The organism is Flavobacterium fluviatile (assembly GCF_010645065.1).
Taxonomy (GTDB): Bacteria; Bacteroidota; Bacteroidia; order Flavobacteriales; family Flavobacteriaceae; genus Flavobacterium; species Flavobacterium fluviatile.
The window spans coordinates 170576-196728 of the sequence record NZ_JAADZW010000007.1 but is presented as its reverse complement, the minus strand read 5'-3'; the positions used below and the strand labels follow the sequence as shown (position 1 = coordinate 196728).

General features: G+C 31.9%; 21 protein-coding genes and 1 pseudogene. 14 read left to right on the top strand and 8 right to left on the bottom strand.

Annotated features, from left to right (window positions below):
* Positions 1-399 precede the first annotated feature (399 nt).
* The 4 genes from GXM17_RS10220 to GXM17_RS10205 are packed head-to-tail and all read right to left on the bottom strand — an operon-like array spanning position 400 to position 2995.
* Positions 400-1143: a restriction endonuclease gene (locus GXM17_RS10220; RefSeq protein WP_163399232.1), complete on the bottom strand. Its 744-nt coding sequence runs from the start codon at positions 1141-1143 to the stop codon at positions 400-402.
* Between the two features lie 59 nt (positions 1144-1202).
* Positions 1203-2012 (bottom strand): ImmA/IrrE family metallo-endopeptidase, encoded by an 810-nt coding sequence (locus GXM17_RS10215; RefSeq protein ID WP_163399231.1) that lies wholly within the window; start codon positions 2010-2012, stop codon positions 1203-1205.
* Positions 1999-2403: a hypothetical protein gene (locus GXM17_RS10210; protein ID WP_163399230.1), complete on the bottom strand. Its 405-nt coding sequence runs from the start codon at positions 2401-2403 to the stop codon at positions 1999-2001. Before GXM17_RS10210 ends, GXM17_RS10215 begins: the two co-directional genes overlap by 14 nt.
* A complete protein-coding gene (locus GXM17_RS10205) occupies positions 2393-2995 on the bottom strand; it encodes a hypothetical protein (protein ID WP_163399229.1) in 603 nt (200 codons plus the stop codon). The genes GXM17_RS10210 and GXM17_RS10205 overlap by 11 nt, the downstream gene beginning before the upstream one ends.
* Before the next feature lie 109 nt (positions 2996-3104).
* On the opposite strand from GXM17_RS10205, the gene GXM17_RS10200 reads away from it, so the two are divergent.
* The 10 genes and pseudogenes from GXM17_RS10200 (at position 3105) to GXM17_RS10155 (ending at position 16356) form a co-directional block, all read left to right on the top strand.
* The gene (locus tag GXM17_RS10200) at positions 3105-3419 is read left to right on the top strand and encodes a DUF3892 domain-containing protein (protein WP_163399228.1); all 315 of its coding nucleotides are present in this window, start codon (positions 3105-3107) and stop codon (positions 3417-3419) included.
* 7 nt (positions 3420-3426) lie between these two features.
* Positions 3427-4407 carry a nucleotidyltransferase family protein gene (locus tag GXM17_RS10195; RefSeq protein ID WP_163399227.1) on the top strand — a complete coding sequence of 327 codons (981 nt, stop codon included), beginning with the start codon at positions 3427-3429 and terminating at the stop codon, positions 4405-4407.
* Between the two features lie 2 nt (positions 4408-4409).
* A complete protein-coding gene (locus tag GXM17_RS10190) occupies positions 4410-6071 on the top strand; it encodes a ThiF family adenylyltransferase (RefSeq protein WP_163399226.1) in 1662 nt (553 codons plus the stop codon).
* The gene (locus tag GXM17_RS10185) at positions 6071-6532 is read left to right on the top strand and encodes a Mov34/MPN/PAD-1 family protein (protein WP_244307373.1); all 462 of its coding nucleotides are present in this window, start codon (positions 6071-6073) and stop codon (positions 6530-6532) included. The genes GXM17_RS10190 and GXM17_RS10185 overlap by 1 nt, the downstream gene beginning before the upstream one ends.
* On the top strand, positions 6525-7355 hold the full coding sequence (locus GXM17_RS10180) for a DUF6602 domain-containing protein (protein WP_163399225.1): 831 nt from the start codon (positions 6525-6527) through the stop codon (positions 7353-7355). The genes GXM17_RS10185 and GXM17_RS10180 overlap by 8 nt, the downstream gene beginning before the upstream one ends.
* Positions 7356-7491: 136 nt before the next feature.
* Positions 7492-7749 (top strand): annotated as a pseudogene (locus GXM17_RS10175) (JAB domain-containing protein); the annotation flags it as partial.
* Positions 7750-8121: 372 nt separating this feature from the next.
* Positions 8122-8571, top strand: coding sequence for a T9SS type A sorting domain-containing protein (locus GXM17_RS10170; RefSeq protein ID WP_244307372.1), 450 nt, complete (start codon positions 8122-8124; stop codon positions 8569-8571).
* Positions 8572-8574: 3 nt separating this feature from the next.
* A complete protein-coding gene (locus GXM17_RS10165) occupies positions 8575-14787 on the top strand; it encodes an RHS repeat-associated core domain-containing protein (RefSeq protein WP_163399224.1) in 6213 nt (2070 codons plus the stop codon).
* Complete coding sequence (locus GXM17_RS10160) at positions 14784-15395, top strand: hypothetical protein (RefSeq protein ID WP_163399223.1); 612 nt, start codon at positions 14784-14786, stop codon at positions 15393-15395. Before GXM17_RS10165 ends, GXM17_RS10160 begins: the two co-directional genes overlap by 4 nt.
* Before the next feature lie 703 nt (positions 15396-16098).
* Positions 16099-16356, top strand: coding sequence for a hypothetical protein (locus GXM17_RS10155; RefSeq protein ID WP_208796433.1), 258 nt, complete (start codon positions 16099-16101; stop codon positions 16354-16356).
* 419 nt (positions 16357-16775) lie between these two features.
* Here GXM17_RS10155 and GXM17_RS10150 read toward each other — a convergent pair whose 3' ends face one another.
* The 3 genes from GXM17_RS10150 to GXM17_RS10140 all read right to left on the bottom strand — a co-directional run bounded on the left by GXM17_RS10150 (position 16776) and on the right by GXM17_RS10140 (position 19850).
* The gene (locus tag GXM17_RS10150; protein WP_163399222.1) at positions 16776-17201 is read right to left on the bottom strand and encodes a hypothetical protein; all 426 of its coding nucleotides are present in this window, start codon (positions 17199-17201) and stop codon (positions 16776-16778) included.
* 99 nt (positions 17202-17300) lie between these two features.
* Positions 17301-18413: a matrixin family metalloprotease gene (locus tag GXM17_RS21665; protein ID WP_208796432.1), complete on the bottom strand. Its 1113-nt coding sequence runs from the start codon at positions 18411-18413 to the stop codon at positions 17301-17303.
* A 132-nt stretch (positions 18414-18545) separates the two neighbouring features.
* Positions 18546-19850, bottom strand: coding sequence for a hypothetical protein (locus GXM17_RS10140; RefSeq protein ID WP_163399221.1), 1305 nt, complete (start codon positions 19848-19850; stop codon positions 18546-18548).
* Between the two features lie 762 nt (positions 19851-20612).
* Here GXM17_RS10140 and GXM17_RS10135 point away from each other — a divergent pair.
* The 4 genes from GXM17_RS10135 (at position 20613) to GXM17_RS10120 (ending at position 24935) form a co-directional block, all read left to right on the top strand.
* A complete protein-coding gene (locus GXM17_RS10135; RefSeq protein WP_163399220.1) occupies positions 20613-21254 on the top strand; it encodes a hypothetical protein in 642 nt (213 codons plus the stop codon).
* Positions 21255-21900: 646 nt separating this feature from the next.
* Positions 21901-22674, top strand: coding sequence for a sensor histidine kinase (locus tag GXM17_RS10130; RefSeq protein WP_163399219.1), 774 nt, complete (start codon positions 21901-21903; stop codon positions 22672-22674).
* A 3-nt stretch (positions 22675-22677) separates the two neighbouring features.
* The gene (locus tag GXM17_RS10125) at positions 22678-23331 is read left to right on the top strand and encodes a response regulator transcription factor (protein ID WP_163399218.1); all 654 of its coding nucleotides are present in this window, start codon (positions 22678-22680) and stop codon (positions 23329-23331) included.
* 401 nt (positions 23332-23732) lie between these two features.
* Positions 23733-24935: an outer membrane protein assembly factor BamB family protein gene (locus tag GXM17_RS10120; RefSeq protein WP_163399217.1), complete on the top strand. Its 1203-nt coding sequence runs from the start codon at positions 23733-23735 to the stop codon at positions 24933-24935.
* Between the two features lie 70 nt (positions 24936-25005).
* Here the strand turns inward: GXM17_RS10120 and GXM17_RS10115 are convergent, their stop codons facing one another.
* Entirely contained in the window at positions 25006-26145 is a 1140-nt protein-coding gene (locus GXM17_RS10115; protein ID WP_163399216.1) for a peptidylprolyl isomerase, read from the bottom strand.
* Positions 26146-26153: the final 8 nt, after the last annotated feature.

Here is a 26153-nt window from a genome sequence, read left to right as displayed (position 1 = left end):
TCCTTGCTGTTTAATAAGTCGTCTTTGTCAATCATAATATGTAAGGTTAAAAATAACAAAAAGTTATTTCCGAAAAATATTTTTTGAGCTTTTTAAAAGAGCTCAAATATTTTTCAGAATAACTTTTCAACTTACACAGTTAGTGAGACACTACCAAAAAACTACAATTTAAAGGTCAGAAAATAGTTGTCCTGCTCTACGAAGTGTTCTTCTTTACGCTACACAAATATTAATCTTTAGTATATTACAAATATTTAAAGATTTCCATGAGAAAACTTATTGGTAACCAAGTACTTAAATACAGTTGCAAAATCCCATTTTCATAAGAAAACATATAGAGATTGCAAAGCCTCTGTTTAAAAAAGCTACAACTATGCTGATTTTAAGAAGTCTTAATAATTATCGACGCAACTGTTCTTTAAATAATATGTCAAATTCAATCAATCCTTCAGCACAAATTTTTTCTAAATTAAGAAAATATCTTTCATAGGAAGTACAATTAATATTTAATTCTTTAATATAATGAGGGAGTAAATTATCAAACATTTCAATGTCAAATTCTTTTGTTTCTTCATTTTTGTAATCAATATTTGCTGAGGCAAAAACGGGGTTAAAATATTTTTCCGTCAAGTAGTGATATTTTTCAATTTCATCTTGAGAAAGTTTAGAAAGCTGTTCTTTAAAAAATACCATACAACCGACACTGACATAATCGTATAAAGGCTGTGTTGTCTTAGAAATTGCAATCAATTTTTTTCTGATCCATTCTGCCCTAAAGGTATTTGCAAATTCAGTCCAATTAACTAATTGAACATTGGTATTTTTAATTGCGTCAAATGCCCCGCTCTGAAAACCCATCTTTGAAATTATAAGTCCATAATTGGCTCCGTAGTCATTAACTACTGTACGAAAGGAGTGTACAACATGTTTTGGTACTTTTTTTTTCCAGAATTTACATTCACAGATGATTACACTTCGAGACATTTGGTTATTTATTTCTGCCAACACGTCAACGTTAACTTTTTCCCTTACAGTAATTATCTCTTTTTCTGTTTCACAAACATAACCGCATATCGCTAAAATCTCCGCAGCTTTGTTTTGTAAATCTTTCCATGTTTTTGGTTCATTTTCGTAGATAGTCATTTTTAGGATTTAATATTTTAAATTTTATAATAAAAACGATAAGAAATAGTCAATGTAAATTATTCTTCCCAAATGACACTTATAATAGTTTTCAGCTGTTTGTAAGGAATGCAGTATTCGAAGAAATCACTGTCCTCCTCCCCATCCTTTAATTCGAACCATGTTGATTTATAGATAGACTGGGCCTTTTCTTTTCCCGAATAGAGAAACTCGTATTTGCCATCAATGTATTCCTGGGCAACAGAATCTTCAGGCGGAGGTAATTTAGTGATTTCTTTAATTTTTATCCAATAACTATCTGATTTACTCCAATATTTAACTTGGCCATTGTTAATAAAAACTACAAACAGAGGATAGACATTTAGTGATAGTAATTTGTAAATAATAGAAGTCAAACTGGTTTTAAATCTTGCAGATAGTTCCTTTACTAAATCAGGAGAGAATTTTTTTCTAAATACAGCTTTTCGTATTATAGCTTCAGGCATTAAGAGTTCTGACGCAAAATCATTAGCTTCCCATTCTTGAATTCCTTTTTTTGCCTGGCTCTCAGCAGTGTTAAACCAATTCAAGGTATTGGATGTTTCATTATGAACTTCTAAGTCTAATTTGTCATGAAGTAGATAATGTCCAATTTCATGCGCAATTGTAAAACGCTTTCTTTCTTCGAACTCAATATCCGAATTCACTTTTATTAATGTTTTAGAATTACCTCTAATGATTTTACCGTCTGAGTTTGGTAATTTTTCTTCTATTAATGTTGCTCCAAGACCGGCAACAAAAATATCCATCGGAATGTCAGTAATCTCATCGAAGCCAATTTCTTCCAATAAAGCTTTAGCTCTATTAGAACCGCGCCTATTTCTGATCATTTTCCAATTGCTCCAGAAGTTCTAATAAATTCTGGTCTTTAATTATTTCCTTAATCTCATCAATTCCCAAGCTGTCTAAATTTCTATATTGAACCTGAAATTGATTATTGGCAATTAAAGATTTTAAATAGCTAATAGGCTTGTCAATATTTTTCGTAATTGCATTTTGCAGTAATGCAGAAGCTTTTTCTAATAAATCAGTATCTCTCTGTTTATTAATATATCCTTTTAATAAAAATGAGTGCTTGCGAAAATTCTTGAGAGCATAAGTTTCAATTTCATTTATATCAAAACCTTCCTCTTTAAGGATTTCATCATAAGTACTAGAATCACCTTCAATAATTTGGGAGATAATTGCCTCGTCTATCTTTTTGATGAAGTTATTTTTCATAATTCAACACTTTCAGTTTTTCTTTTATATATGGTAATTTGCGATCAAGTCGCTTTTTTATATTTGTCAGTTCTTCGTTGCTGATTCCTAAGAGTTCTGACAAATCATTTCTTTTCATGCCATTGATTATGTATGGTTCGAACAGTAATAATTCATAATCCGTTGCACCCATAGCGGTTAATTCATCATGGCATATAGATAGTAATGATTGATAGTCAGAATCGTCAAAAGACATTTCAATATCATTCTCTAAAATTTCAAATGTTTCGTTAGCCTTGTCAAGCTCACCATTTAATGTATTTGAAATAACACTATCTAAGGCACTTATTATCTGCATTCGGAAATCAGGGAATTTCTCTGGATACCAATTTCTGCCACCATCTTTAAAGAAAGCTTCAATAGTATCATTGATCATATCTTCAACCATAATGCCTCTAAATCCCTTGTCATGGTTGTACTTGATTCCAAAAACAGTTTTAAGTCTTACTATAGCGTGCTTGAAAAGATCAGCATAAAATTCAGGAGTATAAACCTCCTGAATTGCTTTGCGTTTCTCATCAAATGATGCAACAATTCTATTATCTGACTTCATTTATATATTGTAATGCTTAAATTTTTTTAAAAATTTCCATATCAATGGCAATTTATGAAATTTATGTAGCATTACAATGTATAAGAACGTTTTAACTAAAATATATATTATGAGTAAATCAGCAAATTATGTAATATCCGGTGTTTGGAAAGATTCGAAGGACAATATTACGCACGTAATGTTACATCCAGTAAATGATGGTGATACATGGAGTATGGGTGATAAAACTACAGAAGCCAATACAATAGAATTATTGAAAAAAGGATACATTATTAAAACAGTCGTTTGGAATTATCCAAGCTGGACTATTAGATCGAGAGTGACATACATACAAGGAATTGGAAAAGAATATTTAAGGAGTGAAGCAAATGCCACTCCGAAAGATAATCTAGATAATTTAATATCAATGAAAGCAATAAAATAAAAATATTATGGATAAGAGTTTACATTTAGATTCGGTAATTAAAACACATCAAATTACCAAAGAAGAGCAGCTTTTAAAAAAGCATAAAGACAAAAATAAAGAAGTTAAGGAATCCTTGGAGAAGAAATATGAAGATAATATTTATTCACCCTTTAGCTCTGGTTCCTACGCAAAAAATACGGCCGTGAATATTAAGTTTGATTTTGATATGGTCTGTCCTTTCAAAAGAAATGCATTTGGTTCAAATGGCACATTAAAGCAGATGTATGAAGATGTTTTTGATTTTTTATATGATAAATATAAGGATGAAGCAAGTGTTAGAAAACAAAAAGTTTCCATTGGGATTGAGTTTTTTGCAGATGAAGACGGTGATGTTGTAAAGATTGATGTTGTGCCTGGACGTGAATTAACACAGGATCAATATAAAGATGATGAAAATCTTAATCTATATGTTTACTACAAATATGGAAATTTTGATCAGGGAAGTGAGAGGATTAAAACCAATGTACAGGCTCAAATAAAAAATATTAAAGATAGGGCAACTAAAGAAAAAGATTCCATTAGAAAAATTATTCGTCTACTAAAAGTCTGGAAAAACACCAAATATAATTATCCTACGAAATCTTTCTTTTTAGAGTTGATTACTCTTAAAGCTTTTGATAATAAAGATATATCGGGGAATTTGTGGAGTAAATTAGAAACGGTATTGGAATATATCCGTGACGAAGTTACCGGCGAAAGTTTTACATTGAAGGATCCAGGAAACGGCTCTAATGATTTAATTGATACTCTGACTGTTTCAGAAAGACAGACTCTCTCCGATGATATGAAGAATATGCTTGAAAGAATTGAAGATAACGAGGAAAATATCAAAACTTATTTCCCAGAAAATCCAAAATTTATTGAGGAAGAAGAAAGTGATAACAAATATGAAAACAAAGGAAACGGGTTTTATTCTACTCCTCCTAAAACTGAACGTTTTGGATAATTATGGAAGATAAGTTAAAGAAAGTTCAGAGCATTATTAGCGGTCTCGACAGGGTTCTTATTGAAGAGACTTTTGTTGTTGACCAAGATTTAAATGCTGTTGGAAAGGTTAAAGTTATTTACAATGAAATTGGAGATGCTTTGAGCTTTGCTGTAAAAGTTCTTCCTGAATATCCTCTGAAAAGATTAAACGCAGAAGCTATTACTTTTTATAATAAAGAATTAATAAAATATGGGCATGTTATGGGTGATGGTTCAATTTGCATCCACACGGCACATAGTTTTGATGTAAAAAAGAAGCTCGAAATAGATTTTTCCTCATTGAAGAGATGGATTCAGCGGTATTTTGTGAATAAAGAGCATGATGACCATTATGAGCATATAATTATGCAACCTGTAAAATATAAAGATGAACATCACTCATTTATCTTTACTGATACAGAGCACACATTCCAATATGGTGATTTTGGTTTTTTTGATTTTGCCCAAATTCATTCAGGGTTATTTTACGATACAAAAATTAATAACCGCATCATCCTGAATTTTAAGGACAAGTACAGCAAAATAATAGCATCTTCAAAGTGGAGCTCAACTTATGCTAATTTACCTTCAGCTAATACCCAATTTGGTGTATACGTATTCATGGAAAAGCCTCCAGCGGTTCAAACCCGTTTTATCATAAATAACTGGAAGGATCTGCAAGGTAAAGTTCCGGCAGGATTTTTTACATTTCTTCACGGATTGGAGCGAAATAATCAAAAGGCAATTGGTGCGCCGATTCCATTAATTATTGGATATAAAATTTCTGAGACTGAAATACATTGGCAGGCAGCAATGCTTGAATTTGGCAGATTCCCAATCGGGCATGAAAAAATAAATCAGATGTGGGGAGGTTTTTTTATAGATCAGAAAATTGATTGGATGATGACGAGGAATAGCTCCTACGAATATTTTTTTGGAAGAGGGAAATTCACTGATGAGATAGCAAATGCCAAAATATTGATAATTGGAACCGGGGCAATCGGCAGTATGGTCGCAACAACGTTAGTAAGGGGAGGATGTAAAAATATTCATGTAATTGATCATGATGTTAAAGAGCCTGAAAATGTTTGCCGATCGGAGTATGCTTTCTCCAATGGGATAACAAATAAAGTGGACGAGCTAAAAGAAATTCTCACTTCAATTTCTCCATTTGTAGAAGTGCAAATTATGGATAATCAATTTTTTCATGTACATACTAAGGTTTTTAACCGCCCTCAGAATTTAAAAGGCCTTGAGAAAGCATTGGATAACTATGATTTAATTTTCGATTGTTCTACTGATAATGATTTGATGCATATATTAAGCCAGCTGTCCCTTCGCCAATTAGTAACGTTGTCAATTACAAATAATGCAAAGGCATTAGTATGTGGTACAGAATCCAGCCACTACTCATGGGTAATGAATCAATATGAAAACGTACTGCAGAATGATATTGAGGATGTTTATAATCCGACGGGATGCTGGAGTCCAACATTTAAAGCTTCTTATAACGATATTGCGGTTTTAGTGCAGTATGCTTTAAAAAATATTAATGTAAAGATGAGGCACGGAAAAGCGCTGAGAAATTTTGTTTTACAAACTAATGAAAACGATGCGTTTTCAATAAAATTGGAAGAGTTTTGATGTATAAAATTAAAGAATTAGGTTTGACGCTTGATATTGATGGCGATTTAATAAGCAATTTAGTATATATTGGGAAAAAACATTATCCAAATGAGTTTGGAGGTTTTTTAATTGGTTATTATTCAGAAAGTCAAAATCATCTTAGAATAACAGATACAATTTTACCAAATAAATATAAAGGTACTCCCTATATGTTTGAGAGAGATGCAATAGGTATTGAGGATAAATTGAATCAATTCTATAAGGAAGAGCCCAAAAAATATTATGTCGGAGAGTGGCATACTCATCCAAATAATTTAGCAATTCCAAGTGCTATAGATATAAAAACTGTTAATTCCATCGCAGATGATCCTGAAGTATCAATCAAAAACCCAGCACTGCTGATTATAGGTTGCGCTAATAATGAGATAGAACTTGGTTTTTATGTTCACTTTAAAAATAAAATTTATAGATATGAATAATAAAATTAATATAGGAGATTTATTCAACGGGTTGCAAAAACAAATGGTTGCCCAGCTAAATACCAACAGAGAATTTATTTTACATCCCGGATCAAAAGGAGATTCATTAGAAAATGTTTGGATAGAATGGCTTAGAAAATATCTTCCTAATAGGTATTGTGTTGATAAAGCAATAGTAATTGACAGTACAGGAAGTTTGAGTCATCAATTAGATTTAGTTATTTATGATCAGCAGTACACTCCTTTTGTTTTTACCCAGAATGGAATTCATTATATTCCTGCAGAAGGAGTATATGCTGTTTTTGAAGTAAAACCTGACTTACAGGGAAAAGTAGGAGATGATAATTTTTTTGTATATGCAGGTAAAAAAATTGAGAGTGTCAGAAGTTTAAAAAGGACATCTGTCAAAATAATTAATGCCGGAGTGGAAGTACCTGCTCGTCCATTAACAAAAATCGTCGGAGGGATATTATCAAGTACCAATTCATTTACTCATGCTAATAACAACACCATTGAAAATCATCTGAAAAATTTAGAAAAATTGCAGACAATCGAGATGGGCTGCGCCGTAGATTATGGCAGTTTTTATGTTAATTATACTGGTTCAGAAGATACCGGTAGTAAAGATTTTGACAATAGAATAAATGATTATTATTTAAACAGAAAATTTGATAGCATTACATTTAGCGACAAGGAAAATTCATTAGTTACATTTTTCCTTCAGCTTACAAGATATCTACAGCAGTCCATTGGAACAGTTGCTGCAATTGATTTAAGTGCTTATGCAAAAACGATCGGGTTTGAAATCGACCAAAAAATTTAATAAAGTGAAACTAATGCTTCGTTCAAATTTGCCAAAAAAAAAGTTAAGGAAGTGCTTAAACATTATGTTTTAAAATTATGGACACATCTGATAGTCCTGAAACTTTTTACCTATATAAAATTGAAAAAATCAAGCTCACAAGGCACTTGGAAATTATGAAATCTCTTCTGGAGGAATCACCGGAACTGTTGTAGATCTTAGATTAATATTTTCAGTAGCTCTTAAGGCAAATGCTACATCACTTATGATAATTCACAATCATCCTTCAGTAAATCTTACAGCATCTGAATCTGATAAACATATAACTAAAAAAGTAAAAGAAGCTGGAAGACTTTTTGAAATTACATTACTGGATTTATTAATTATACTGAATCATATTCTCCTTTGCTTATGAAGGCGCTTATAAAGCGCCTTCAAAATTATTTTTCATCTCCAAAAGATTCCCAAAAATGTAAAAGATTTTTCAATAAATATTTTAAGAGGCAAGTGCAATTATCCGGTAATAATCTTCAATAAAATGGTTAGATAATTGAATGCTTCCCGCTACTAAAATAGCACGCTCCTTTAATCTTACAGATAAGCTCTAGGCTTTAGATTTACTTCAAATATTTTCTATTTGTAAAATGCAATTATTTATTATATCTCTAAGATAAAAACACTAAAAATATCTCATCTTCATAAGCCTTTAAATATCACTAAAAGTTGGTATTGTTAAGTAGTTTTAATAAGTATAGTTTTGCTCATATATTCTAAAATCTATCGGAAAATGAGCAAATTTATTACATTACTAATGTTATTGTGTTGTTTTTTATGTCAGTCGCAAGCAGCTGACCGCATTATTTTTTCTTATGATAATGCAGGTAATCAAATTCAAAGATTATTATGCATTAATTGTGCAACAACTTCAAAAATGTCCAAAAAGATAACAGCATTAGAAGAAGAAGATTTGCAAAAATTCTCTTCACAAGATGTTATTTCATATTATCCGAACCCTGTAAAGGAAGAATTATATCTTCAATGGGAACTTATCGATGAAAATTATGTTTCTTCTATAAAAGTATTTAGTTTGAATGGGCAGGTACTTCAGTCAATCTCCAATCTAAATAAAAAAAACAATCAAAATGTAGCTTTTCAAAGTTATCCAACAGGAATGTATTTCGTGCAGTTGCAGTACAAAAATGGAGATGAAAAGACAATTAAAATAGTTAAAAAATAAGATATGAAACAACTTTACTTTACTATAATCTTTTTAGGATTTTCTTTGTTTACATTCGCACAAGAAATGGGAGGTACGCCAGTCAAAGGCCTAGTTACAATTAAAAGAGCGGACAATCCAGAAAATAATATTACGAATCAACTGAGCTCGACTTCTACTGCAAAGAAACTTTCAGCCACTGCAATAACGCCTACCGGAAACTCGACCGAAGTCGGATCAACTGAAGGGCAATTGTCTGTTTCACTATCTGGAGGAGCTACCTACGATATTCCAATTCTAGTCCCGACCGGAATCAATGGAGTTGCTCCCAAAATAAGTTTAGCATACAATAGCCAAGCATCAAATGGTATGGCTGGATATGGCTGGAACATTACAGGAGTTTCTAAAATAACAAGAATACCTTCGACAAAATTCCATGACAACGTTATCGATGGGGTAGATTTTGATGAATTAGATCGCTTCGCTTTAGATGGAGAGCGCCTAGTAATAAAAAATGGTACTTCAGGAACATATGGAGGTAATGGAACTCAATATGAAACCGAAAATTTTTCGAATATAAAAATTACATCTTATGGCGTGAATTGGGCGGGATCAAATTATGGTCCGTCTTATTTTAAAGTAGAATATCCTGATGGCTCTACAGCTTGGTATGGATATAATGCATTAAATTCAAGCTCTAAAACCGAATGGTCAATTACTTATTGGGAAAACCCTCAAGGTGTTAGAATTTCATATGAATATTTAACTGATAACGGTATACTCAAAATAAAGAATATAAAATATGGAAATGTCAGCACTAATACTGCTATAAATAGTATCGATTTCGTATATAAAACACGTGTAAGACCAGAACAATATTACATTCAAAATGAAAGTTTTATCAATAACACAATACTTGATAAAATTCAAGTTAGTAGTTCCGGTATTGGTTTTAGAAACTATCAATTAGCTCACAATACAAATTCATCAGGCTATGAACGTTTAACAAGTATAACGGAGAAAAGCGGTGACAATACAAAAAGTTATAATCCTACTATTTTTACTTATCAAAATACTCTAGATTGGTTAAATTCTGGTGATCTTACAACAAGTTTAAGCGTTGGAAATATAACATCTTCAAATGCTGCAACTATATCAGGAGATTTTGCCGGTAATGAAAAAATGGAATTTTTACTCTATCCAACCACTGGTACTGATAGCAAAAAAAAATATTGGTTTTTTTCTGATCTTGGTACAGGAAATTATACAAATATAGGTTATGAGCATAATGTAGGAGAATTTGAAACAATTTTCCCGATGAATTGGCTTACATGGAATAACAAATTATGGGCAAAACAAGGGTGGTCGGTAGCAAAAAAGACAGATACCAACTATACCTTTACAGTATATAGCGCAGGAACAGTATCGCCAGTCTATTATCAATATGAACAGGTGGCCAGTTTTCCTACCCAATCTGTTGGAATAGATATTAAAAGCTGTAATGTAGTGTATGCCAATCGAATATTTCCAAAAAAAATACTTTCTGGCGATTTTAATGGGGATGGACTTACGGATGTTATTGCCATTGACCAAGAGCTTTCCAGTATAGTCAAGGGTACCCTATGTTCACCCAAACAGGTGAAATTTACCTCAAAAAAGGTCTATTTTGTAAATTTAAAGAGAGATGTTACCTCAGATATTGTAACTTATTCCGGAGAATTATTACTAAGTCTATCTTCAGATTCCAGGGTTGAAGTGGCTGACTTAAATGGGGACGGAAAATCAGATTTTTTGATTTTTGAAAATGGAAGAGTTACATCTTATACATTGAACAATGAAAATCTACTGGTTCCATTAGGGGTTTATACAGATACTAATATTTCGGTTGATACAAGTAAAACAATACTTTTGGGAGATTATAACGGAGATGGTAAAACTGACTTTATTGTTCCAAAGGTATATGATTCTTCTGAATGGTATAAATATACTTCAACAGGGAATAGTTTTTTTAAAGAAGTACAAAATTACATAGATATTCCTTTTAAACAAAGTACTACTACGTCTTCGTACAATTATACTATTTCGGACTATGATAAAGATGGAAAATCAGATTTAATTTTAATAAATACATTATTAAATGCTGCAAAAACACAAGGAAGTATTTTTCTAAAATGCCATATAAATAAGAACGGAAGCTTTAGTGGAGGTTTAAATAACGGTTCAAGCGTTTCCGAATATTCTGTTTTTAGTCCTGATATTAAACTTAATACGCTCCCTATTTATTTACCAACAGGAAGAGGTATTATGACAAAATACAAGCCATTAGAACCTACCATGGAGATAGCGTTTTTAAGCAATAACAAAATTTTTTATTTTAATACTGATAAAGACCATGCCCAAGACCAATTATTACGATCAATTAGGACCGGAAATGGTGTAACGGAATCTATTACATATAAGCCTCTAAATAGTGATTATGACGATGAATATAATACTATTTATGGTAGCTCCTATTCAGAAACCTATCCTAATTCAAATATCGAGTCTGCCTCGAGCATGCAAGTAGTTTCAATGCTGGAAAAACAAAGTGCTACGGACTATAAAAAGCAGTTATTCTCCTATTATGATGGAATTTCCAATGTTAATGGGTTAGGTTTTTTAGGTTTTAAGGCTGCCGCTAAAACGAATTGGTTTGATGATAATAACCCAATAATAACAACTGTATCCAAATTTGATACCAATTTACGTGGTGCTAATATTGAAAGCTATAGTGTCTTGGGACATTATAATGCCAGCAATAATGCCGCTCCAAGCAACTTTATTACTAAAACAACATCAACTTACAGCAGCTCTACAGAAATTAATAAAGTTTTCAATCTTAAACTTACCACTTCTCAACAGTATAACGGTCTAAACAATACCAGTAGTGAGAATAGTGTTGTATATGATACCTTTAATAATCCAACTCAATCAACCACTCTTATAAAAGAAGGCGGTACAACTCAGCAAACCACAGTAAGAAATTTAACTTATGCTACGCCGACGATTTCACCTTATGTAGTGGGAAGGACTGTAAATAAAACAGAAAGTGTATCTATTTCAGGAGATACAAAGACCTCTGAAGAACAATATACATATAATACAGCCGGTCTACTAACTCAAGTAAAGAAAAGAGAAAACACAACCAGCTTTATTACTGAGGACAATATTTATGATACATTTGGCAATATCACTAGAAAAACTATTTCAGCTGCGGGATTGACTCCAAGGATAACTAATTATGAGTATGATCCATCAGGAAGATTTTTGACTAAAAGTATTGACATAGAAGGATTAGCTACTTCTTATAATTACAATACGGCTAACGGGTTATTAAATTCGGAAACTAATCCTTATGGATTAACCACCACCTATTTATATGATTCCTGGTTTAAAAAGACAAAAGTTACTGACTATTTAGGAAAGAGTAATATTTATGTCTATGTACGAAATAGCGAAAAAACAAAAATAACAGTAACGGGAGATGAAGGCAGCTACAGCGAGGAACTCTACGACGATTTAGGACGTAAAATAACCTCCGGTGTAAAAGATATATCAGGAAATATTTCTAATGTTTCCTATTTGTATGATATCTATGACCGTAATATAAAAGTAAGTGAACCATACTATGGAAGTAGTGCTACACAATGGAATGAAACTCGATATGATGCCTATGGTAGGAAAAATCAAAATATTGCTTTTACTGGAAAAATTAGCAGCATAAGCTATTCTGGTTTGAATACTACAATAAATGATGGTGCTACCACCAAAATTGTTACCAAAAATGCATTGGGTAATACAGTTGCTATGACTGATAATCCAGGAGGAACAGTTAATTATACGTACTTTGCTAATGGAAATTTGAAAAGTACAGATTACAGCGGAGTGATAACTACTATTGAGCAAGATGGTTGGGGCAAGAAAACCAAATTAACAGACTCTTCGGCAGGCGAATACAACTACACTTATAATGATCTTGGAGAAATTTTAACAGAAAGCGGTCCTAATGGAACCACAACTTATACCTTAAATGCAGAAGGTAAACTAATTCAGAAAACTATTGTAGGGACCAATACAAATAGTTCAACGAGCTACACATATGACAGTTCAACTAAATTATTAACATCAAGCACTTTTGTGGATAATTTCGAGAACAATGCCACCATCACGACAGTTTATACTTATGACAGTAATAAAAAACTAGCTAGTTATGTTGAAACTACACCTTACGCAATATTTACTAAAGAAATGAACTACGATGCTTTTGGCAGATTGGATACTGAAACCTCTACTGCTAATGCTGCGGGGAAAACGAGTGTTAAAACCGTTCAACACACCTATAAAAATGGACGGCCATGGCAAATTATAGATACTGCAAACTCTCAAATATTGTGGCAAACCAATACAGTCAATGCAAGAGGGCAACTTACAGAGGCAACAATGGCCAATGGGAATATAGGAGTTAGTAATACATATGATTCTAATGGTTTAATAACCCAAACCAAACATGATAGATTGATTGTTTCACCAAACAATATTATGACCTTTAATACGGTATTTAATCCGCTAACAGGTAATTTAACCAGTAGAACCAACAGTTTATTTAACTGGAGTGAAAGTTTTATCTACGATTCTTTAGATCGACTAATTTCTTTTAAAAATACAGCAGGGGTGACCGAAACTCAAAATTATGATGATCGTGGAAGAATCACACAAAATGCAGTGGGAACTTACAATTACAGCAATAATTCTAAGGCATATCAAAACACTTCTATAACTGCCACTGCAGATGCTTTGGCACATTATCAAGCAAACCAAGAACAAAATATTACCTACAAGGCTTTTAAAAGCCCATATCAAATAGAAGATGTAGGAAAAGATAAAATTAGCTTTACTTATAACGATGAAAATAGTCGCAGTACTATGTTTTATGGTAGTTTAGATAATGAAAAACTACTTAGACCATTACGCAAATATTACTCAGCTGATGGGAGTATGGAAATTAAACATAATATTACAACAGGAGCAATAGAGTTTGTAACCTATATAGGCGGCGATGCATACACAGCCCCTGTCGTGTTAAAAGGTGATGGGTCAATCCAAAATTATTTATATTTACAACGTGATTACCAAGGTAGTATTGTAGCAATTAGCGATGATACAGGGCAAGTATTAGAAAAACGCCTTTTTGATGCCTGGGGAAATGTGCTTGTACAAGATGGAGCCGGCAATGTTTTAAACGGACTTTCTTTATTGGATCGCGGTTATACTGGACATGAGCATTTGCAAAGTGTGAAACTAATACATATGAATGGACGTCTGTATGACGCTAAGTTGCATCGATTCTTGGAGCCAGATAATTATGTCCAAGATCCTAGCAACACGCAGAATTATAACCGATATGGATATGTATTGAATAATCCATTGAAGTATACCGATCCGAGTGGGGAAAAATGGAAGATTGGCTGGAAAGATGTATTTGCAGGACTTGAGATAGTTGGTGGGACTTTGTTAACAATATTTTCAGTTGGAACATTGGCTGTAGTTGGTGCTGGATTAATTGGTGCCGGGGTTAGCCACTTTGCTGCTGCTTATAACGAATATAAACAAACAGGTGACTGGGCTTCCGCTTCCAATAATGCAGGCGTTTTTTTTAATGTTTCATTTAAAACCGATTTTGGATATGATAGTAAGATACAGATTAAAGGTGTTGAACAAAGCGAAGTTGCTGTAAAACCTATTGCGGCGGATGATGTAAGAAATATGACTAACGCGAAAGTCTATTATGATGCTTTAGATGGAATTCAATTTAATGATGGATCAATTAAACACAGAAGTGACTTTGTGCTTACATTTAAACCTAGTGAGTCTGCAAATGCTACTTATTTAGGATTCAAAGGTGGAAAATATCATATAAATTTTGATATATCAGATTTTGAAGTTACAAAATCAAATATACGTGCTTTAACAATTCATGAAGCATATGGTCACGGAGATATGAATTATGGAGATGATAATAAAAATCATTACAAGGCATATACAGCAACAATAGATAGTAAATATTGGCAGACAACGACCTATGAATTCAAACACAATACAGTTTATAAAATGTGGTATTATTTTTATAATGAAGTAGGTAATAAAAGAATGCAAGAAAAGTATATGAATGAATATGATAAATACATTAAAAGAAGATGATAAAACAACTATTAACGCTGTTATTACTGGTAGTATCGATCAATTCATACTGCTGTGATTGTAAGACGATTTCAAAAGAAGCTGAATACGCTACTTCTGATTTCATATTTTTAGGAGAAATTATTACTGTTAACGATCAATTTTTTGAAATAAAAACAATAGAAGTTTTTAAAGGAAAAACAATCAAAAAAATAAAATCTTATATTAGTGATTGTGGCATTCATCCAAACAAGGGCGAAATTTGGCTTTTATATTCAAAAAAAAATGATAAAAATATTTTTTTTATTAGTTCCTGTGGAAATTCAAGAAGCTTTACAAAGCCATTTGTTTTAAGCGATGTAAATTTGCCATCCCCACCACCACTTAATAGTACTACTCTTTTAAATGAATTAAATCAAAAAAAATATTTTAAAATTGCCTTATTACAACTAAAATTAGATATAGAGAAGCTGAGGCAAATTAATGCCCAAAACAAATTAAAAACTCTTAGAAGCAGTTATGATAATCTACAAAACCAAATAAAATTATTAAAATTAATTATAATATCAATAATTTTCGTGTTTCTCTTTTTTATTTTTAGATGGCTAAAAATAAGACAATTGAAATAAAAAAATACAATACCCAATAGTTCCTACTTTAATTTTTTTACTATTGAAATCGTCAGTCTCAATATTTTATAGATATAAGATATACAACATATAACGTATAAAAATTAATCATAGAAAGCTATCTTTGAATGCTTCTCGTTTATTAATTAAAATAAAATATTTTGAGAGGAAAATATTTCATATAATGTGGGTTGTTAATTTTGCCCTAGTGATAAATATAAAGTCTACTTGAGCTTTTTTATTTTAATTATTTTTCGATAAAAGCTTCTTCAAGTCTTGGAAAAAAAATCGTACATAAACAGGTTCGTAAGAATCACTGTAAAGACAAACAACGCCATTGGAATCCAATGGCGTTGTTTTTTGCTAACAATACTTCACAAATTGCTTAGCTTAAATTTTTATAGTCTCAAAAAACAATTTTTAATTTATCACAAAATGCTTATTATAAAATGTTAATTGTACTGTCTGTTTTGTAGTATTGTAAACCACTACATTTGAATTTTTAATGCATATAAATCTTGCAGGGGCAGATATGTAATACAAATTAGACGTATACAAAAAAGTAGTGAGAAGATCATCAAACCTATATGAAATGAAGTAAAAACGGAGAGCAACGGTATAAAAAGACTTTCTAGACTTACAGCCATACTAACTATTCTACACACAAAGAGAATTGTTACGGCATCACTCTTGCCAAAAAGTTTTGATTCAGTTTTTTGAGGATGTAACCGCAACCAAAGCCAAATGGGCAACAGATGACCTTGCAGAGGTTGAATCCGGGGCTTTTACCTTGGCAATTGTAAGTACACGAACATTGGCCTTTTTTGGGGATGGTGTTGCAGAACCAGCGACTAACAAAAGCGTTATCATAGAATTCCTTGTTGAAAATGTAGATGATAATTACAAAATCATTAAAAACTTAACAACTAAAACTGTTCAGAAGCCCACTACAATGTCTTGAGGCAATCGTTCTTTACTATTTCGCGACCCAGATAGGAATTTGATAAACTTTTTACTGCCGTAAGTGATGAAGCAAAAAAAAAATTCGCATAAGGTATGTCTATCCGCTACACACTTTTTACAAGATTGCGGATTTCTCTGGTAAATTTATATTTGCGTTTAATATTATCTTAAGAAGGTAAAGGTTTGTAAAGTTCGAATCGTCAAGTAGTAAAACGTTATAAAATGCTTCATTTTATAGTTTCAAAAAATGTAAAAATAGTTATTAAGTGTTCGATTGTGACCCCTGACACTCCACCAAGAAACTCCTTAAGAAATTAAGGAGTTTTTTTTATGGTTTATATTTCCCCACAACTTTTTGACTTGATCCTTGATCCCCCTTTTTGACTTGACCCCTTTTTGACTTGATCCTTAACTTTCTCATCTTTTATAATAAAAGTATAGTTTACGATTTACATCTTCTCCCTGATTGACAGCTATACTGATACTATTTTTATCCCGTATCTTATTTATTGCATTGCAGATGTCTGTAAAAAATAAATTACCACGCTGAATATTAACGATTTCTGAAGTCCAACGACCTTTAATAGATACTGAATACTCATGAAGATCCATATTTTTAGTTTGGGTATTTTCCATTTTAAAACTTTTAAAATGAGTACTTTCTTCTGGAATCGAAGCTGTTCCGGTATAAAAAACATAATATTCATTGTTGCCGGGTTCGACAAGAATGGCTGTATCAGGATTGTGGATAACTTCGTTCAAAATGAATTCAATCTTAAGTACATCGGTAGTATATATAGCAGCTTCATACTGAGCAGCTACATTTAATTTTTTGTGTTTCATAATTGTTTGATGAATGTTTTTTAATTTTTTTAAGAGATTATCTATTTCTGGTTTCCATTTAATCAAAAAATAAGAATACGTTTTTTAATTATTTACTCCTTAGCATTTACATTTTTGTACGTTACCATAAAAGGAGCAAATTTTAAAAGTTATGGGCTGGCTCAGTGTTACAAAAAAACATCCAAACGTTTTCCAGGCTCCAGGTTCTAAAGTAAAGGGAACATGCTCTAAAACCTCTCTTCCTTCATACAGCCAGCTTTTTGTGACACAACCTGTAATTACACTTGTATTGTGCATGTTGGTAAGCCTGTAATAACTGTATCCATGCATTACGCATGAAAACTGATCTACGTAATAATTATCTGCTCTTAAATAGTTTATAGATCCGTCCGAAGATGCATCAGCATTTATTTGCACAAGATTTAAGTCGTTTGATTTCAGAGAACCCGTTGTTCTACTTTCAATCATGTGATACGAAACGAATTTCTTTACAGGAGTTCCATTAATCTCTGTTAATTGATTGCTCCATACTAATTGATACAATTTTTTTAAATCCTCAATGTCGCTGTTTTCTAACTTACTTTTCTCACCATAATTCATAATGGAGAAAGGAGTGTCTGTTCCAAATAATTCGCTTTTCCATCTCGTTTCACTAATGTTGGCGAAAAAATGTCGTAGTCCAAAAATGTGTCCCATTTCATGCTGAATAGTTTCTATTTGTTCCTGATAAGATTGTTTGAACATGGTTGGATATATGTAGAATGTGTTTTGGCCTGCTCCGGGGAAAAATGCTGATGCCAACACACAGCCTGATTGATCACAATCTTCTATGTGCATTTCTATTTCAAAATCCCAGCCGTCTTTCACTTCATGAAATTTAACAGGACATGCATCTTTCCACCCTATTGCTGCCTGCAGAAAAAGATCTCTGACGCCATTTTTTGCAGCTTCCGGATTTTTAAAATAACTATCAAATGATTTACTGAATCGCCAGTTCAGTATCACTCCTAAATCCCAAAGTGGAATAAATCCATCTGTGGCATCTACCCTGATTTTATTCGGGCTGCTATTATGTGGCTCAGGATAACCTTTAGAATCTGTAACGCAGATTACTTTATTGTTGTAAACATGTCTATATTCTTCAGCTGGTAAAAATGTTGATGTATTTAAATCAAAAGCCGACTCTGTTGTGGTTTTTTTCTTTGTTTCCATTTTTATTTTATTACTAATTTAGTTGTCACATTTCTATAAAAATTGATGAGATAAATCAATACAAAAATAAATTATCAAATAAGTACAATTGATAAATATTATTTTTCTATGAAGTTTAACTTGTTTACTATATCACTGTATGAATTTGCCAAAAGTAAATCCGACATTAACTCCAACAAAATGTTGTTTATCAACTTCTTTCCACGCAACTTCAAAATTGACAGATGGTTTTCCTTCTTTATCTTTTAAACTAAATGGTATTCCAAGTTTCCAGTTTAAGGTATCGTATTTCCCAAAAGTTTTATCTGCTCCGCAACTCAAACCAAATGTACCATCCAGGACAAAAAAACTAACAAATTCAGCACTTATAGAAGGGGTTATGAATTGTTGAAAATTACCTCCATAAACCGTTTTATTTTCTTCAATAAGAGCACTATTCTCTGAACTATATACAGGAAAAGTGTATTTGGTAAGTGCTTCCGTTTCTATATTATTATTGTTTTTAATATTCCCAAATCCACTGATGTAACATGACTGTCCACTGCTCCATTTCCAATATTTTGTAGCGCCGGCAGTAATATACCATGGATAAAAATCTTCTTTTTTGCTTTCAGTTGTTGATATATCATTTATTATTTCATACTGACGCGGTGAAACAGGTACATATGATTCAAACGAAAACCAATGATCTGTACTTAGGGTGTATAATCGAAATTTTCGTATATAATCCACTTCTTCCTTGGCAATTTTTTTGTAAAAATCTGTTTCTTTTTCCTTAGCGGTTTTGTCATCTGGAGCATTATCATAAACAGTTTCTTTAATCAGTTTTTCAATAATATTTTCACGGAAAGTGCTTATTTTTTTTTCTTGTTCTTCTTCATAGTAAATACTGCCATTGCCTATACAATGAAACTTTATGTTAATTCCTAAATCATTTTGTAATTTTCCATTTTTATAAATTGCTGTAAAATCATCATCAACTTTGCCTTTGATCCCCGTAGTAATTAAAAAACTGACAGCATCTGTTTCTTTTTTCCGGGTATCAAATGTGCCTCCTAAAAACAATGTTTTGTCAGAAGTACTTAACACTGCATAAGCTTTTTGGAAAGTAAGATCTTTTGAAGACGTCACATAACTTGATATTTCTGAAGCAAAAAAATGATTTAATGCAGATGGTGTTAATAGTATTTTATTATTTTTATCATCTTGCTGCCTTGTACGGCTAGTTATGAAATTTGATATCCCATCTGCCATAATAATGAATTCGGGGATCATTGTAGTATCTGTAAAAATAGGATTGATACTATTATTCTTTTTTTTTCCGCCAATATCTTCATAATATTCAGCAACTGCTTTTTTCATATATTCGGGCGGATCATTTTGCCCGAACATTACAACACTAAAAGAAGACAGTAAAAAGACAAATAAATTTTTCATAGTTTGTGATTTAAAAGTTTATGTTAATATATATTAGAAAACAAATTATGTAATATTGTCTATTGTCCTTTATATAAAAGTGGTATCAATAAAGTATAAAGAATCAATATCACGGAAGTAATTAATTCAAAGGAGCAAATAGATCTTGTGTATAAGGCGACGCTGTTGCAAAAGCCCAAATTAAAAAGCCAACAGCTGAAAAAATGAGTTAACCTTTCTTCAAAACTCCTGATATTTTCATCAAATAAACAGGCGTGAAAATCATTAATATAAAAATAATAATCCACAATAATTGGACTTGTCCGCATTTGGCTTATTCTTTGCGGAACCTTATAGTAACGTAAGCTGCTATAATTTCTGCGGGGAATTAGCTTTATTAATCGGTTTTAAAATCATTTGGGATAGCATCTTGTATTTGCAATTGCTGATTTAATTTCTCTAGGCATAATTTCTAATGTTTATTTCGCTTACTCTATAATACCCTTTTCAGCTGCCTGGTTGCATTATTAATAATTTCTATTCCAAAACTACTTCAGCCTTTAATTTTATTACTTGGGTAAACACCTAAGACATATATAGTTTTATGCCTAATAATTTGGATTTTAGCCGGATGTGAGTTATTTAGAGGAAAATTGCTATTTTAGCCGGTATGTTGATTAATAGGGTTAAAATCTGATAAAATAGGGTTTAACCCAGGTAGATGAAATTGGGTAATTGCAAAATTTGAAATATAAATTATTAACCCCTTAAATAACTTTAATCATGAAAAAATGTACCCTAATTTTAATGGCTGTTTTGACCATTGCAGCATGTAAAAAAGAAAAAGAAGACAGCCAAGAGGCAAATAGTAGTGTTGAACAGAAGACAACTCTAAATCCTGAATGTATAACTTTAGCGGATTATTATGCCAAAACTACTTTAGATGAGAAAATAGCATGGCTGAAAGAGAAAGGTGACAGTGTCTGTAAAGATACACTAGAAAAAGCTGTTTTAAAGATTCACCAAGTAAAAGGGAAAGTTACTAATCAAAAAGGAAAGTATTCTATAAGCTGGAGACATCTAAAAGATACCATTAAAGATTACGGATACAATAAGTATCTCAGATTGATTGTTGATACTACAAAGCAACAAGTCTTGGGACTGAGCATGGTACCAGATTATAAAAAGGGGACTTATTGTTTTTCTACAGCTTTAATAAGAAGTCTGGCTAAAAACTATGCTAAGGATGATAATAATGTCGAATTTCATTTCAGTTTTGCCATAATTGATAAATCTGAAGACCCTGTTATTGTCATTCAGGTTATTGACCCTAATAATATACAATCTGTCAATGAATCATATTTTGACTATTCAACAGATCCATCAAAAAAGGATCTCCTAAATAGTATTAATATACCATTATAACGACACCCAATTTGAATATACTAGATATCATAAATCCGATAAAAGCATGCGTTTTAATAACGCTGCTTTTTGCTTTATGGAATTTACGAAGGAAAATTAAAATGCATCGCTATCTGCTGTATATTCTTTTTGTGGTTTTTTTTACGGAATTGGTAAATTCTATATTAGTATATAATAACAGGCCAATTCGAATACCATTTAATATCAGTATTGTATTTCATGATATTTGTTGGATGCTGGCTTTTAAAGAAACCTTAAACAGAAAAAAAATATCAAATATTATACTGTCCATTTTTATTCTTTTTTCTGTTATCAATTTTATAGTTATAGAAATAACAGACGAATATAATTATTACACCTTTGTTTTTGGTGCTCTTTTATATGTCTCACTTTTCATTTATGAAAGTTATAAGCAGTTGAAAGAAGAAAATTTAATGTATTTTTTATCTAATAATTATCTGCTTTTGTTTGCACCCGTTTATTTCTTTTTTGGTATGGGATTATTACTGGGATTCAAACCCTTGGGGGTTACAAAAATAATTTTATTTGGTCAGGTTACATTATATGTCTTCATTGTTAATATAGTTTGTATCGCCTATTATACTTTAATCAATATTTACATTTACAGAGAAAAAAATAATTACAAATGAATCAAGTCGTAATAGGAATAATAATAGCCTTTATCTTTATTGGTTTAATACTATTTTTTTGTGTTATTCTGATTCGTCTTTATTTTAATAAGATAAAAAAATACACAGAACTTCTGCATCAGAAAGATCTCGATTTCCAAAAAGGAATTACCCAAACTGTAATTGAAACGCAGGAGCAGGTACTCAATAATATTTCTCAGGATCTTCATGATGATGCCGGACAGCAATTGACCTACATTAATTTTCAGATAGAAAATATTAAACTAGATTCTCCTGAGTTGCAAAAAACATTAGAACCATTGTCACAATCCGTTACTAATTTATCACAATCAATAAGAAGTATCAGTCATGCCTTAAATGGTCAATTGTTGTTACAGCAAGATGTGATAAAAGCTATAGCTGCCGAAATAAAGCGATTGCAAAAAAATACCAAAATTGACATTATATACTCCTTTGAAGAAATCGAGGTTAAGAAATTTGATGACAATGAAAAGATAATTATTTACCGCATTTTTCAGGAATGTATCAATAATGTTTTTAAACATGCCAAAGCTTCTAAAATGAGTATTTTGATAACCACCAGTCCTGATTTTAAAATGATAATTGGAGATAATGGTAAAGGATTTGATTTTGCAGATAAAAAAAGTAAATTGTCTTTAGGATTGCTAAACATGATTAACAGAGCCAATAGCATAAACTATGTTTTAGCTGTAGAAAGCCAAATAGGATCTGGAACTAAAATTACCCTTTTTGAAAATAAAAGAATTTAAAGCATGGAACATACTACTATTTGCATAATTGATGATCATTCTATTGTGAGACAAGGCTTAAAAGAATTGCTGTCTAAAATGGGCAACTATAAAGTAATACAAGAGTTTGATAATGGTGATGATTTCCTGCAGGCTCTACCCATAAATCCGCCTCCACATATCTACATTCTGGATTATTCCATGCCACACATGAGCGGTATTGAAGTATTGCAGGCACTGGAAGAAAAGGAGGAAGAGTTTAAAGTATTATTGTTGACACAGCATCTTGACGAACAAATAATCGATGCTGCTTACCATCATGGCGCCAGAGGGTTTCTGCATAAAAATTGTACAGCTCACGATTTGAAATTTGCTATTGATAACATTATTAAAATAGGGTATAACAACGTTTCTGAAATTCTTAAGCGCGTGCGCAATTATGATAGCAATAACGAAAAAAAGGAAAATATTGTTTTAACGCATCGAGAATTTGATTTCCTGAGATTAGTTTGTGATGAAAGAGAATTAACCTATGAACAGATGGCCGAAATTATGAATCTGTCAATAAAATCCATTGAAGTTTACAGGGCTGCTTTATTTGAAAAATTCAATATTAAATCAAAAGTAGGACTTGTGTTGTTTTCATTTAAACACCGGCTAACGGAACCGTTTTTATAATCCCTGACAGCAACCAAAAAAAACTTAAGAAATTTATTTTATAAATTTTTTTTCCGGTCTTCTCATTTTTGGCAAGTGCAACAAATGAATTCCTTATCTAAATTTGTTTAAAGCAAATGGATGTTATCGATAGAAATGAGTTCACTAGTTAAATTTAATAAAGCTAGAAATATAAATAAAAATGTTTTCGCTTTCCAATCAACTTGTTTTTGAACTCTAATTCACTATCAAGTGAACTTATGAAAACTCCTAAAATCCCTATAATAGTTTTTTACTATATTTGGCATATATATTGTTTGGTTGTTGGTTTTAATGAATCTATAATTTAGCCAGTTTTTTAATTTAAATATTAGATTTCCATTTCAAATAATTCTACCCAAATCGAAAATCAAATCTGAAAAATGAAAAAAAATATAATCCTACTAGTTGTATTTACTGTTGTAAATGTATTTGGACAAGTTCCGGCAACACCAAAACCTAATGAAACTCTTGATCCTGCAAATACCGTTTCAGCTGCTGATGTTTTCACTAATAAGACATTAAGGCCGGTAAAAAAGGTTCCGTTGGATGAAGCTTTAATCCTGATTTATGATTACGATGGCACTCTTTTTACATTTGATTTAGAATCTGAAACAATTGCCTGGACTGTAAAAGCTACAGATGCTTTTACTGAAATGTGCGCAAACGGAGTAACGCTTCTTGATGGGGTTTTGTATGTTCCGTTTATAAACGGCGAAATTTTTGCGATTGATAATCAAACCGGTGAAATTTTTTGGAAATCCAGATTTGGTAATAGTACAGATCAAATTATATTAAAAAATCAAATTCCGGTCATCAATAATGGCAAACTGTTTATAACGACTCAAAGTCCAAATAATAGTATTTATGCTCTTAATGTAAAAGATGGCAGTCTGGCATGGAGCTACAAGTTAGATTCCGCAAATAATGATATGCCGGTTCTTTTTTTTGACAACAAAGTTTTTACCCAGGGTGGGTCAAATGTTTATAGTTTTGATGCAAATACAGGAAAACTTCTTAGCCAAAAAAGTTTTGAAACAGCCATTTCCGGAAAACCTGCCACTGACGGGGAAACTATATTTATAGCTAATGAAAAAAATACAATTTATGCTTTAAGCCCGGATAGATTAGATGTTTTGTGGGAATTTAAATTTGATGAAAACCAAAATAATGTAGGGGAACATATATTTGGTAAAGACAAAAAAGTATACTTTGCAGCACAAGGTTCTGAAGTTACTTCAATCTACGCTTTGGATGCAAATACAGGAACACAATTATGGAAAACAGATTTTAATGCGGATAATATAGGTTACATGATTGAAGAAAGTGATAACATTTGGGGATATACCCGCAAAGGAAAACTTTTTCAAATAGACTTAACGAATGGTGAGATAGCATCAGAAGTTAAATTAACCACCAGACCAATTTCGAATTTTGAATTTGCCAGCGATGATGAATCCTTGTTTTATTTTTCTGATGCTGCTTTAATTCAGTTTGAATTTAAAACAAAAGACGAAAACGAAGTTTACCTGCGGACCTCTATCAAAGACGACGCCTACAGTGCCTATGTAAAATTGATCCGATAACAAAAAATAGGAGGCTGCCCATGCTTTTTGGACAGCCTCTTTTTGTTTTATAAATTTGTTTTAAACAATTTTACTGTTGCTTATTGGAGGTTTCAATTTCAAAAATCAGGGTTGCATTTGGCGGAATTACTCCTCCGGCACCTTTCTCTCCATAGGCTAAATTTGAAGGAAGAAAGAAGATGGCTTTATCTCCGTCTGTCATCATATCTAGCGCTTCAATAAATCCGGGAATCATACCATCTTTTTTACCTACAGTAAAAGGAAATGATTTGTATCCTCCCTGTGCATCTCTGTTAGGATTATATTTTCCGTATGCTTTTTCTACAGTAGCCATACTGCTGTCAAAAAGATTTCCGTCTTCAAAATATCCTGCATAATGAAAATAAATTGTAGATCCTTCAGCTCCTTTAACGCCAGTACCTTTTTGTGTAATCACATATTTCAACCCAGATGCAGTTGTAGTAGCTTTTGCTTTGTTGGCTGCAAAATAAGCCGCTTTGTCTTTAACTACTTTTTGAGCTTCTGATTTTTTTGCTTCCTCTTTTTTAGCATCATCAGCAATAACTTTTAATGCATCAAATTTTTTGGCAGCAGCGCCTTTGCGTGTAATAGTTATTTTGTTCATGATATCATCCTGAACAATTTTATTCACATTCTCCATTCCTGAAACGACATGCCCAAAAATCGTGTGTTTTCCGTTTAACCACGGAGTTTCTTTGTGTGTGATGAAGAACTGACTTCCATTCGTTGCAGGACCAGAATTAGCCATAGCCAAAATACCGCCTTTGTCAAATATTAGTTCTTTTACGAATTCATCTTTAAAAGAATATCCCGGACCTCCTGAGCCGTTTCCATCAGGATCACCACCCTGAATCATAAAGTCATTGATTACTCTGTGGAATTTTAGTCCGTCATAAAATGGTTTGCCTTTCAGTTTTTCTATTTTAACATTTGGATTTTTACCTTCTGCCAAAGAAATAAAGTTTGCAACTGTTACAGGTGCTTTTATATATTCCAAAGTCAAAACAATATCGCCTTTTGTAGTTGAAATAGTAGCAAAAATACCTTCAGCAGGATTATTTGTCTTAGTCGTTGTTTTTGACGCTGGCTTTGTTGTAGCGGCTTTTGGCCTCTGTGCAGGTTTTTTAGTAGTTTGCGCTTGAATATTAAATATTGCCAGGCAAAAAAGAAATAAAAATTTAAGCTTCATTGTATATT